Consider the following 11,711-nt stretch of genomic DNA (forward strand, 5'->3'; position numbering starts at 1 on the left):
AATAGCAGCGCCGCTGATAATGGTCGGAGCGGATTCTACCCACAGTGCGGCCGGCGCAGCGCTGTGGGTTGGCCGTGCTTTGCCGAATTTCTTATGACTTTGCGACCAGCTGTTCTCTGGTAAGCAGGAACACCCCGCCGCCGCCGCGCTCGAATTCGAGCCAGGTGAACGGCATCCTGGGCCGCGCATCGACCAGCACGTCCTCGGTATTGCCCACCTCGACGATCAATATTCCGTGCGGCTGCAGATGCGCGGCGGCCTGATCGATGATCCGGTGCACGATGTCGAGCCCATCGCGCCCGCCGTGCAAGCCCATCGCCGGCTCGCGGCGATATTCCTCGGGCAAGCCCGCCAGCTCTTCATCGCCCACATACGGCGGATTGGAAACGATCACGTCGTAGCGCTCGTCCTGCAAGGCGTCGAACACGTCCGACTTCACCGCCCGCACCCGCTCCTGAACGGCATGACGCTCGATGTTCTTGCGCGTGACCGCGAGCGCATCGGGCGACAGATCCGCCGCATCGACCTTGGCCTTGGGAAATTCCAGCGCGCTCGCGATGGCGATACAGCCCGAGCCCGTGCCGATGTCCAGAATCCGGCGGACCTTGCCGGGATCGATCCAGGGACGAAAGCGCGCTTGGATCAGCTCGGCGATCGGCGAGCGCGGCACCAGCACACGATCGTCGACGTAGAACTCATGGCCCGCGAACCACATGCGATGCGTGAGATAAGCGGCGGGCACGCGTTCTCGAATGCGCCGCTCGATGAGCCCCAACGCCTTGGTCCGCTGCGCAGCCTTGAGCGGCTGGCCGTACACTTCTTCGGCTTCGTCATGCCGTAGTCCGGCGGCGAAAAATACCAACTCGGCCGCCTCATCGACGGCATTGTCGGTGCCGTGTCCGAACCACAGCTCCGCATGCGCGAAGCGCTCGGCGGCGAAGCTGATCAGCTGTGCAACTGTTGCAGGCTCGGGCGCGCCGGCGACCGGCGACGACGATTTCGCTCGCCCGGGGACGGCGCGCAGTTTCGGGGTGGACTTCCTGGAGGCGGATTTCTTGGCGGGCATGCGATACTTCGCGCCACGAGGAGACAAATGAGTCGAGCAAAATCGATAGGACTCGCGGCGTTGGTCGCTATTGTAGCGATAGCGGCAGGCATGCTGTTGTCGCGTGCGCTGCTGGATCGCTCCGGCGGACCGACCCTGGCCAAGGCCACATTGATCGACCCCGCGCGGCCGTTGCCGCCGATGGCGTTCGTCGATCAGGACGGCCAGCCGTTCGGGCCGGAGCAGCTGCGCGGCCACTGGAGCATTTTGTTTTTTGGCTTCACCTACTGCCCGGACATCTGCCCGACGACGCTCGCGCTGCTGGCGCAGGTCGAAAAGAAGCTCACCGATATGCCGGCCGAACAGCGCCCGCACATCGTGCTGGTGTCGGTCGATGCCAGGCGCGACACGCCCGAACGGCTGGCGCAGTACGTGAAATCGTTCAGCCCGACATTCACCGGCATCACCGCCGGCGATCAGGCGGCTGTTGAAGAATTCGCGCTGAAGATGGGCGTGCCGGTGGCGATCTCCGAACAGCCCGGCGGCAACTACACCGTCGATCATTCCGCCGCGATTTTCGTGGTCGATCCGAACGGCGCACTCCGGGCCTTGTCCTCGACGCCGCACGAAGTGCCCATCATCGCCGAAGACTACCGCAGCATCGTCGCCGCCCAGCCAGTCTCATGACAGAAGTCCCTGCCGTCAGTACTGGCGACCGGCTGTTCGCCGCGCTTCAGTACCTGCTGCCCAAACATCTGATGTCGCGCGCGATCTATGCGATCACGCGCAGCCAATCGACGTTCGTCAAGAACACGTTCCTGCGCATCTTCCTGAACCTGTTCGATATCAACATGGCCGAGGCGGCGCAGCCGGATCCATTTGCGTATCGCACGTTCAACGATTTCTTCACGCGCGCGCTCAAGCCCGGCGCCCGTCCGATCGCCATCGAGCAGGAATTCATCGTCAGCCCGGTCGACGGCACGGTGAGTCAGGTCGGCGAGCTGTTGAACGAATCGATCCTGCAGGCCAAGGGCCAGCATTACACGCTGCAGGAGCTGCTGGCGGGCGATGAGGAATCCATCACCACTTATCGCAACGGCAGCTTCGCGTGCATTTATCTCGCGCCGTACAACTATCACCGCATTCACATGCCGTACGCCGGCCAGGCGTTCAAGAACATCTATGTGCCGGGCGAATTGTTCAGCGTGAATGCCTCCACCGCGCGTGCCGTGCCCCGCGTGTTCGCTCGCAACGAACGTTTGATTTGTGAGTTCACGACGCCGGTCGGGCGAGTCGCGGTCATTCTGGTCGGCGCGCTGCACGTCGGCAGCATCGAGACCGTGCACTGTGGGGAAGTGAATCCGCCGCCGCGACGTAACAAGCGTCCGGAGATCATCGCCAAAGGCGTGGGCCGAGAGTTCGACAAGGGCGAGGAGCTCGGCCGCTTCAACATGGGCTCAACCGTCGTGCTGTTGTTCGAGCGTGGCCGGATCCACTGGGATTCGTCGCTGCATCCGAACACGACGGTGCAACTCGGCCGCCCCATCGCTCGGGTCGTGCAATGAACAAGCATTGGCGTCCGACCGCCCCCATTGCGACGCTCGAGATTCGCGCGTCCATGCTGCGAGCCGCGCGCGAATATTTCACGGCCACTCGTGCGCTTGAAGTGGACACGCCGACGCTCAGCTCAGCCGCTGTCACCGATGTGCATCTGGCCAGCGTCGCCGCGACCGCCCTCGGCCGCCAGACCTTCCTGCAAACCTCGCCCGAGTACGCGATGAAACGCCTGCTCGCCGCGGGCTGCGGCGACATCTGGCAGATCTGCAAGGTTTACCGCGACGGCGAGAGCGGCCGCTCGCACAATCCCGAGTTCACCATGATCGAGTGGTATCGACTCGGCATGGATCATCACGCGTTGATGTCGGATGTCGAGCGCTTGATCGGCGCGATGCTGCCGCCGTCACGCGCGTTCGATCGCTCCGAACGACTCACCTATCGGGAAGCGGTGCAACTGCATGCCGGCATCGATCCGTTCGACGATCCGCTGGCGGTGCTGATCGCACGACTGGAAAGCGCCGAAATCGAAGTGCCGCGCGACGTGAAGAGCGATCGCGACGCGTGCCTGGACCTCATCATGGGCATCCTGGTCGGGCCGCAGCTGGGGCACGATCGTTTGACCTTCATTTACGACTATCCGGCCTCGCAAGCGGCCCTCGCGCAAATTCGTGGACCGGTCGCCTCGCGCTTCGAGGCTTATATGGACGGGCTCGAGCTGTGCAATGGCTTTCACGAGCTGGCGAATGCCGCCGAGCAGCGCACGCGGTTCGAACGCGATCTCGCCGAGCGCGTTAAACGCGGCCTGCCGCCGATGCCGATCGACGAACGATTCCTCGCGGCGCTCGACCATGGACTGCCGGAGTGTTCCGGCGTCGCCCTGGGCTTCGACCGCCTCGTGATGTGCGCGACCGGCGCCAAGCATATCGACGCCGTGCTCGCATTCCCGTTCGATCGCGCCTGATCAGCGATCGACCAGCTTCATGAAGGCCTCGTTGTAGCGCGAGCCGGACACTTGTTCCCCACCGATGGCGTCGAGCTGCTGTATCTCCTGCGCCGTTAGCGTGACCGACGTGGAGGCGACGTTCTCTTCGAGATACTTGCGACGCTTCGTGCCCGGGATGGGAACGATGTCGTCGCCCTTCTGCAGCACCCAGGCGAGCGCCACCTGTGCGGCAGTCACGCCCTTCTTCTTGGCCGCCGCCTTCACTTCTTCGACGAGCTGCAGATTGCGATCGTAGTTCTCGCCCTGAAAGCGCGGATCGCGACGACGGAAATCGCCTTCGATCGTCGTCTCCAGACGCGGCGCCGTCCCTGTGAGAAACCCGCGCCCCAACGGACAGTACGGCACCAATCCGATGCCGAGCTCGCGGAGCAACGGAATGATCTCGGGCTCGAGGTTCCGTTCCCACAGCGAATATTCGCTCTGCAACGCCGAGATCGGATGCACCGCGTGCGCGCGCCGGATATTCGCTGCGCCGGCTTCGGACAAGCCGAGGTAACGCACCTTGCCCTGCTTCACCAACTCCGCCATCGCGCCGACCGTGTCTTCGATCGGCACGGCCGGATCGACGCGGTGCTGATAAAACAAATCGATGTAGTCGGTGTCGAGGCGTTGCAGACTTTCATCCGCGACCTTGAACACATTCTCCGGACGGCTGTTGACCGCGCCGAGACGATCCTTCGAAGTCAGGTCGAAACCGAACTTGGTCGCGACCACCGCTTGCTGGCGCTTGCCCTTGAGCGCTTTGCCGAGCAGCGTTTCATTCGTGTACGGCCCGTACACTTCGGCCGTGTCGAAAAAATTCACCCCCAGCTCGAGCGCGCGGTGAATGGTCGCGATCGACTCGGCGTCGTCGCTCGCGCCGTAGACCTGAGCCATGCCCATGCAGCCCAGACCGAGCGCGGACACCGTCAGACCTTGAGAACCCAATTTACGTTGTTGCATGGTGGTGACCTCGATACTCAACGAATCGTCGCCGAGCATTATTGCCGATGGGACGCGGCAAGGGGTGCACGAAGCCGCACGATGATTGCCTGAACGCGCAACTCGACGCAGCCTTCGACAAGCCGCTCGGAACTACGGAGCAACGAGCTGGGCCGGTCCCAGGGCACGCAACTGACGTTGCACCGCTGCCAGTGCAGGATGTGCAGGCGGCATGATTTTTCGACGCAAGGTCGCGGCCTCGTCCAGCAGGACTCGCGCGCCGTCAGCGTTACCCGCACCCGAGCGTATCTCGGCGAGCGTGCACAACGCTTCAGCGAGTCGCATTGGCTCGTCCTGCTTGCGCAAGCTCGCTACGGCAACCTCCAGATCTTGTTCGGCTTCGGACGCTTTTCCGCTGGCGAGGTTCAAACGACCACGCTCGATGGTAATCATCACGTGCCGCCGATCCTTCGGATCGAAGCGCTGAGCCGCGATGGTCTCCGCTTCCGTCAGCGCGACGCGCGCGTCGGCAAATCTTCCTAGTTCGCGTAAGGCGCCGGATCTCTCGAGCAGCGAGCTGACCAGTTGCGGACTGCCCGGCCCGACCGCGTCGCGCTTCAACGCAACCGCCCGATCCGCCTGCTCCAGCGCACGCGTGAAATCGCCCGCCTCGCGATAGACGCCTGCCAGATTGTGATGCGAGATGGCGAGGTCCAGCTGATCCGGCTCGCGACCCGACTGGTAAATGCGCAGCGCTTCGAGCAAAGCACTCTCGGCGCCTTTGTAGTCAGCCTTCGCTCGCAGCAGCGTCGCGAGATTGTTCTGCGCACGCGCCACCAGGAAATGATTCTTGCCGAGCATCTCGGTCTGCCGCTGGACGAAGCGACGAAACAACGGTTCGGCCTCCTCGATCTTGAACTGCCGACGCAGGATGTGAGCCAGCGTATTGAGGCCGTTGGCGTAAAGGTCATGACCTTCGTAGACCGCGCCTTCCAGCAGCGGCAACGCCTCGCGCGCATAGCGCTCGGCGTTCGCATAATCACCCGACTCGCCGTACGTAAACGCAAGCCCTTGCAGCACGTTGCCCAGTGTTGCGTGCTCAGATTCCGGCAGCGCCCGCGCGCCCTCCTCGGCTCGCAGGTGATATTTGATCGCGTCCTGGAAGCGCTGTTCGGCACGCAGGTTCGACGCGATGGAATGCAGCAGACGCGCCCATTCGGCGTCGTGCTCCAGGCCCAGACGAATCCGAATCAGCTCGGCTTCACCGAATGCCTGCTCGGCGAGCGTGAACTTCGACATCGAGTGATGCACGTGGCCGAGCGCTTCCAACGCCCGCGCCAACTCGACGTCGGTCTCGCCGAACAGCTCGCGCGCCACACTGACTTGGCGCTCCATCAAGCCCAAAGCTTCCGGCATCAATCCCAAGCCGCTGTACGACTGGCCCATCTTGCGCATCAGCGCCAACCGCAGTCGCGGCTCGTTCGTGAGATCTCGATCGACACGAGTGGCGGCGGCATCGAGCGCATCGCGCGCGGTGACTTCCGCGCCGCGCGTTTCGTTGGGATTGGCACGACGGAACACGTCGATCATGAATTCGGCGACGGTATCTGCGGCCTTGCGCTCGCGTTGCGCGATGTCGCGCTCTTCGGAGAGCCGCACGGTGTAGAACGCAATGACGGTTGTGAACATGAGCAGCGACGCCGCCGCTCCACCGACGGCCCAAACGTTTCGACGCAAGAACTTGCGAGTGCGATACGTCCAGGTATCCGGCCGCGCGTGCACCGGCCTGCCATTGAGATAATTCTGGATATCCGCCGCGAGCGCCGCCGCCGAAGGATATCGGCGGTTCGGATCGCGATGCATGGCTTTGAGCACGATGTTGTCGAGATCGCCACGCAATTCGGCAGCGAGTCCGCGTCGATCCGCTTCGGTGCGAATGCGCGCGCTCGGCGGCGCGGGGCTGGTGAGCCCAACGATTCGCGTGATCTCGCTCAACGACAGATTCGCGAACTCGAACGGGCGCTTGCCGCTCAACAGTTCATACATCAACACGCCGAGCGCGTAGATGTCCGAGGTCGTGCCCACCGGTTGGCCCAGCAACTGCTCGGGGCTGGCGTGATCCGGCGTCAACACGCGGTCGATCTGCTGCGTCATCGAATGGTCGGCGCTCTGATCCGCGCTCAGCAGCTTGGCGACGCCAAAGTCCAGCAGCTTCACGACGCCCTGATCGGTGACCAGAATGTTCGAGGGCTTCAGGTCGCGATGGATCACAAGGTTCTGGTGCGCGTACTGCACGCTCGCGCAGACCTGCTGCATCAACTTGAGTTTGGCTTCAGTGCTGAGCCTGCCGAGCTTGCAGTAATGATCGATGCGCGTGCCGGCGATGTGCTCCATCACCAGATACGGCATGCCGTTCGGCATCTGACCGCCATCGAGCAGCCGTGCGATGTTCTCGTGCGAAAGACGGGCGAGAATCTGGCGCTCTGCGCGGAAGCGCCCAGCGAGATCCGTGACAGCGGGACACCACTCGACGACCTTCAACGCGACCGACTGTTGATATTCCTCGTCGGCCCGCTCGGCGAAGTACACCGAACCCATGCCGCCGCGCCCAAGCAGGCGCACGATCCGATAACGCCCGATGATTTCTCCAGGCGCCAGATCGCGTCGGATGATTCCCGCAGGATCCGGATGATCCCTAGTGGGATCGAGGGCCTCGCTGGGCGCAGGCTCGGGGCTGACTCCCGGCTCCATAGTTCGTCCGCTGATATTTGTTGCTGGTCGAGCCTTGTGCAGAGTACACGCGTCGACTGCAATGCTGAAGAAGCAGGATCACACTGCGGAGTACAATGGCGCGACTTGTAATGATTCGAGCCGCGCCATGCACGAGAGCCACATCGACCCGAACCAACCAAAGTCAGTGCTTTATCGGCAACTGGTCGAAGAGCTGCGCAGCCTGGTCGCGGGCGAGCCGGATTGGATCGCCAATCTCGCCAACAGCGCCGCGCTGATCTATCACTCGCTGCCGGATTTGAATTGGGCGGGGTTTTATTTACTCAAAGACGGCGAGCTGGTGGTCGGCCCGTTTCAGGGCAAACCCGCGTGCGTGCGCATCGCAATGGGGAAAGGCGTTTGCGGAACCGCGGCGGCTCAACGCACGACGCAGGTCGTCCGGGACGTGCACGAATTTCCTGGCCACATCGCGTGCGACTCAGCGTCCAACTCGGAGATCGTCGTGCCGATGATTCGCAACGGTGAGTTGCTTGGCGTGCTCGATCTCGACAGCCCGAAGCTGGCGAGATTCGACGCGGAGGACCGCAAGGGGCTGGAAGATTTCGTGGCGGCGTTGCTCGCCGCCACGTAACTCGAAATCGTCTTACGCCGGCGCCTTGGCGCGAGCGATGTACTCGCCGGTGCGGGTGTCGACGCGGATGTACTCGCCTTCGTCGATGAACAACGGAACGCGCACCGTGGCGCCGGTCTCCAGCTTGGCGGGCTTGCCGCCGCCGGTTGCGGTGTCACCGCGCAGGCCTGGGTCGGTTTGGACAATTTTCAGCTCGACATGGGCCGGCGGCGTCACGTTGAGCGGCTCGCCGTTCCACAGCATGACGGTGCAGTTCATGCCGTCCTTCAGCCACATCGCGCCGTCGCCCAGCGCTTCCTTGCCGGCGGTGTACTGCTCGAACGACTCCGGATTCATGAAGGTCCAGAACTCGCCGTCGGTGTAGAGATATTGCATTTCGGTTTCGACCACGTCGGCGGCCTCGGCGGTGTCGCCGGACTTGAACGTGCGCTCGGTCACCTTGCCGTTCTTCAGATTGCGCACTTTGACGCGATTGAACGCCTGGCCCTTGCCGGGCTTGACCATCTCGTTCTCGACGATGGAGTACGGGACACCCTCGAGCAAGATCTTGACGCCCGACTTGAATTCATTGGTTGAGTAACTGGCCATTGGGCACCGCGGCTGAAAGTCTGCGAAAATGGACCGGCCCCGTGATCCAACGGGGTCCCCGGCAAAGGGCGCAGATGATAGCCGCAACCTCCCACGCAAACCAGTTGGACCCCATTTCATTCGCTGCCGCCACCCGAAAAGGGTCGGACGGTCCCGGCTGGCAGCAACTGTTGGCGGACGCGGTCACCGATCCGCGGGAGCTGTGCACCCTGTTGGAGCTCGACCCGGCGCTGGTCCTGCCTGCTGTGGCCGCGGCCAAGGACTTCGCTCTGCGCGTCCCCCGCAGCTATGTAGCCCGCATGCGCAAGGGCGATCCGAACGATCCGTTGCTGCTGCAAGTCTTGCCGGTGGCGGCGGAAACCGAGGTCGTCGAGGGCTTCGTCAGCGACCCGGTCGGCGACATGGACCGGCGTGCCGCTCAGGGATTACTGCATAAATACCGCGGCCGGGCGCTGCTCGTGGCCACCGGCGCCTGCGCCGTGCATTGCCGATACTGTTTTCGCCGACATTTTCCCTATAGCGAAGCCTCAGCCCTGCAACAGGGCTGGCTCGGGGCCATCGAGCACCTGCGCGCCGATCCGACCATCAGCGAAGTGATCCTGAGCGGCGGCGACCCGTGGAGCCTGAGCGATCGCAGGCTCAGGCAGCTGACCGACGCGCTTCAGGCAATCCCTCATATCCGCCGCCTGCGCGTGCACACCCGCTATCCCATCGTGCTGCCGGAACGCATCGATGAGGGGTTGCTCGACTGGCTGCGGGGGGTACGGCTGCAGAAAGTCGTGGTCATGCATGCCAACCACGCCCGTGAAATCGACGGCTCGGTGCGCGAGGCGTGCGCCAGATTGTCGGCGGCTGGAGTCACACTGCTGAACCAGTCCGTGCTGCTCAAAGGGGTCAACGACCGCGTCGACGCCCTGGCCGAATTAAGTGAAGCGCTATTCGAGACGCACGTCCTTCCTTATTACCTCCATGTATTGGACAAGGTGCAGGGCGCCGCGCATTTCGACCTGCCCGAAGCCCGGGCGCTACAGCTTCACCGGGAGCTGACGACACAGCTCCCTGGGTATCTCGTGCCCAAGCTGGTCCGGGAGATCGCCGGCGCCCCGGCGAAGACCGCGGTCGTGGGCCGTTAAGCGAAGTTTTGTTGGAGTAGTACGTTGGCCGAATCTAGCGCCGTGCCGATGATCGTCCTGACCCGTCATCAGGACAACGTCGAGGCGATCAACAGCAACCTGCGCAATGCCGGCATGGCCGTGCGCTGCAATTGGATCAAGGAGCTGACCGATCTCGGCGAAGCCTTGCAGCAGATCAATGCGCACATGCTGGTCGCGTTCGTCGGGCCGGACCCGGCCGACATGACCAAGGTCATGACAGTGGCCAAACAGTACGGCGCCGATGTGCCGGTGCTGTTCGCGCGCGATCAGGTCGATGAGGAAATCATCTCCAACGCCATGCAACAGGGCGCGCGCGACGTCGTCACGTTGATGAATCCCAACCGCTTGCGGGGCGTGGTCGCCCGCGAGCTCGAAGCGAATCGCCAGGCCCGCGCGCTCAACACCACGATCAGCTCGGCGCGTGAATATCGCGACCAATTGAAATCGTTCATGGCCGGCTCCGCCGACGCCATCGCGCACGTGCAGGAAGGCATCATCGTCGACGCCAATCCGGCGTGGCTGGATCTGTATGGATTCAAGGATGCGGACGCGCTGGTCGGCACACCGTTGATGGATGCGTTCGACGCGGAAGTGCACGCGGCGCTCAAGGGAGCGCTGGTCGCCTGCCTGCAGGGCAAATGGTCCAACCACACGCTCAAAGCGAATGCGCTGTTGAACGACGGCTCGAACGTGCCGCTGGAAATCGAGCTGTCACGCACCGAGTTCGATGGCGAGCCCGCCGTGCGCCTGTGTTTCGCCGCGCGCAAACGCGAGTCCGGCAATCTCAACGAACAGCTCACCGAAGCGCTGGAGCGCGACGCCAGCACCGGCGCTTTGCAGCGGAAATTCTTCATCGAGCATCTGAAGAAAACGCTGGCCCACCCCATCAAGGCGGGCGTGCGCGAGCTGGTCGCGATTCAACCCGACAAGCTCGACGCCATCGCCGACGACATCGGCCCGCTGGTCGTCGAAGATTTCATCGCTCAGTTCGCCGGCCTGGTCTCCGAAACGCGCCAGGCATCCGACCTGGTGGGCCGCTTCGGCGACGGCACGCTGGTGTTGCTGATGGAGCGCGGCACCGCTCGCGACATCGAAGTGTGGGCGACCAACCTGATCCGCAAAGTCGGCACGCAGGTGTTCCGCCTCGGTGAGAAACAAATCTCCTGCACTTGCAGCGTCGGCGTCGGGCTGATCGATGCCCGCTCGCCCAATGCCAGCAACGCCATCGCCGATGCGCTGTCCGCTCGCCGTGCCGCCGAAACTGCCGGCGGCGCGCGAGTAAACATCGTCGATCATCGCGAGGAAGATACCAAACGCGAAGCGGCCGACGAGGTCTGGGTCAAGCGCATCCGCGCCGCGCTCATGGAAAACCGCTTCCGCCTGATGCAACAGCCCATCGCCAGCCTGCTCGGCGAAGACAAGGGCATGTTCGACGTGCTGGTGCGCATGGTCGATGAGCAAGGCGAGGAGCTGCTGCCCGCCGAATTCATGGCGGCCGCCGAGCGCAACGATCTGATGAAGAACATCGATCGCTGGGTGATCGGCGCGTCCATGACCTTCATCGCCAGCCGCCCGGTGAAACAGTTGTTCGTGCGTCTGTCGAAAGACTCGGTGCGCGACAAGTCGCTGCTGCAGTGGCTGTTGAATCAGCTCAAATCATCGCGCATCGAGCCGGGCCGCCTGGCGTTCCAGATCAGCGAGCAGATCGCCACCGAATACCTGGGCGACACCAGCGAACTGGCGAACGGCCTGCGCAAGATCGGCTTCCGCTTCGCCATCGAACATTTCGGCACCGGCCGCGATCCGCAACGCTTGATCGCGCATCTGCCGATCGACTATCTCAAGGTCGACGGCACGCTGATGCAAGGTCTCGCCGTGGATCAGGCATTGCAGGGCCGCGTGCGCGATCTGGTCGATCAGGCCAAGGGCCGGAACATCGGCACGATTGCCGAGCGCGTGGAAGATGCGAACACGATGGCCGTGCTGTGGCAGCTGGGCATCGAATTCATTCAGGGTTATTTCGTGAATGAGCCCGAGCAGGTGGTGATGGGCTGACGGCCCATCACAACCGCTCTCGATCTC

The 11,711-nt window shown here is 63.3% G+C and carries 10 protein-coding genes; 6 read left to right on the plus strand and 4 right to left on the minus strand.

The window, feature by feature from the left end; genetic code table 11:
* Positions 1–91: 91 nt before the first annotated feature.
* Positions 92–1,066, minus strand: coding sequence for a 50S ribosomal protein L3 N(5)-glutamine methyltransferase (prmB, locus tag GYH35_RS28385; RefSeq protein ID WP_161811488.1), 975 nt, complete (start codon positions 1,064–1,066; stop codon positions 92–94).
* A gap of 27 nt (positions 1,067–1,093) precedes the next feature.
* Between prmB and GYH35_RS28390 the strand changes: the two genes are divergently transcribed.
* The 3 genes from GYH35_RS28390 to epmA are packed head-to-tail and all read left to right on the plus strand — an operon-like array spanning position 1,094 to position 3,563.
* Positions 1,094–1,732: an SCO family protein gene (locus GYH35_RS28390; protein ID WP_161811487.1), complete on the plus strand. Its 639-nt coding sequence runs from the start codon at positions 1,094–1,096 to the stop codon at positions 1,730–1,732.
* Positions 1,729–2,610: an archaetidylserine decarboxylase gene (gene asd, locus GYH35_RS28395; protein WP_161811486.1), complete on the plus strand. Its 882-nt coding sequence runs from the start codon at positions 1,729–1,731 to the stop codon at positions 2,608–2,610. Before GYH35_RS28390 ends, asd begins: the two co-directional genes overlap by 4 nt.
* Entirely contained in the window at positions 2,607–3,563 is a 957-nt protein-coding gene (gene epmA, locus GYH35_RS28400) for an EF-P lysine aminoacylase EpmA (protein ID WP_161830201.1), read from the plus strand. The genes asd and epmA overlap by 4 nt, the downstream gene beginning before the upstream one ends.
* Here epmA and GYH35_RS28405 read toward each other — a convergent pair whose 3' ends face one another.
* Positions 3,564–4,547, minus strand: coding sequence for an aldo/keto reductase (locus GYH35_RS28405; RefSeq protein ID WP_161830202.1), 984 nt, complete (start codon positions 4,545–4,547; stop codon positions 3,564–3,566).
* 132 nt (positions 4,548–4,679) lie between these two features.
* Entirely contained in the window at positions 4,680–7,277 is a 2,598-nt protein-coding gene (locus GYH35_RS28410) for a serine/threonine-protein kinase (protein ID WP_161830203.1), read from the minus strand.
* Between the two features lie 127 nt (positions 7,278–7,404).
* Here GYH35_RS28410 and GYH35_RS28415 point away from each other — a divergent pair, with 127 nt between their 5' ends.
* Positions 7,405–7,887, plus strand: coding sequence for a GAF domain-containing protein (locus GYH35_RS28415; RefSeq protein WP_161811482.1), 483 nt, complete (start codon positions 7,405–7,407; stop codon positions 7,885–7,887).
* A 12-nt stretch (positions 7,888–7,899) separates the two neighbouring features.
* On the opposite strand, the gene efp is transcribed toward GYH35_RS28415, so the two are convergent.
* Positions 7,900–8,475 (minus strand): elongation factor P, encoded by a 576-nt coding sequence (efp, locus tag GYH35_RS28420; RefSeq protein ID WP_161811481.1) that lies wholly within the window; start codon positions 8,473–8,475, stop codon positions 7,900–7,902.
* A gap of 74 nt (positions 8,476–8,549) precedes the next feature.
* Here efp and epmB point away from each other — a divergent pair, with 74 nt between their 5' ends.
* Together epmB and GYH35_RS28430 are read left to right on the plus strand one after the other, a co-directional pair.
* A complete protein-coding gene (gene epmB, locus GYH35_RS28425) occupies positions 8,550–9,608 on the plus strand; it encodes an EF-P beta-lysylation protein EpmB (RefSeq protein WP_161830204.1) in 1,059 nt (352 codons plus the stop codon).
* Between the two features lie 24 nt (positions 9,609–9,632).
* Positions 9,633–11,684: an EAL domain-containing protein gene (locus GYH35_RS28430; protein WP_161830205.1), complete on the plus strand. Its 2,052-nt coding sequence runs from the start codon at positions 9,633–9,635 to the stop codon at positions 11,682–11,684.
* Positions 11,685–11,711: the final 27 nt, after the last annotated feature.

The organism is Steroidobacter agaridevorans (assembly GCF_009932555.1).
Lineage (GTDB): Bacteria > Pseudomonadota > Gammaproteobacteria > Steroidobacterales > Steroidobacteraceae > Steroidobacter > Steroidobacter agaridevorans.

Coding starts and splice junctions, on each gene's coding strand:
- GYH35_RS28415 (WP_161811482.1), top strand. CDS start 7,405: ATGCACGAGAGCCACATCGACCCGAACCAACCAAAGTCAGTGCTTTAT.
- epmB (WP_161830204.1), top strand. CDS start 8,550: ATGATAGCCGCAACCTCCCACGCAAACCAGTTGGACCCCATTTCATTC.
- prmB (WP_161811488.1), bottom strand. CDS start 1,066: ATGCCCGCCAAGAAATCCGCCTCCAGGAAGTCCACCCCGAAACTGCGC.
- GYH35_RS28410 (WP_161830203.1), bottom strand. CDS start 7,277: ATGGAGCCGGGAGTCAGCCCCGAGCCTGCGCCCAGCGAGGCCCTCGAT.
- efp (WP_161811481.1), bottom strand. CDS start 8,475: ATGGCCAGTTACTCAACCAATGAATTCAAGTCGGGCGTCAAGATCTTG.
- GYH35_RS28390 (WP_161811487.1), top strand. CDS start 1,094: ATGAGTCGAGCAAAATCGATAGGACTCGCGGCGTTGGTCGCTATTGTA.
- asd (WP_161811486.1), top strand. CDS start 1,729: ATGACAGAAGTCCCTGCCGTCAGTACTGGCGACCGGCTGTTCGCCGCG.
- GYH35_RS28405 (WP_161830202.1), bottom strand. CDS start 4,547: ATGCAACAACGTAAATTGGGTTCTCAAGGTCTGACGGTGTCCGCGCTC.
- epmA (WP_161830201.1), top strand. CDS start 2,607: ATGAACAAGCATTGGCGTCCGACCGCCCCCATTGCGACGCTCGAGATT.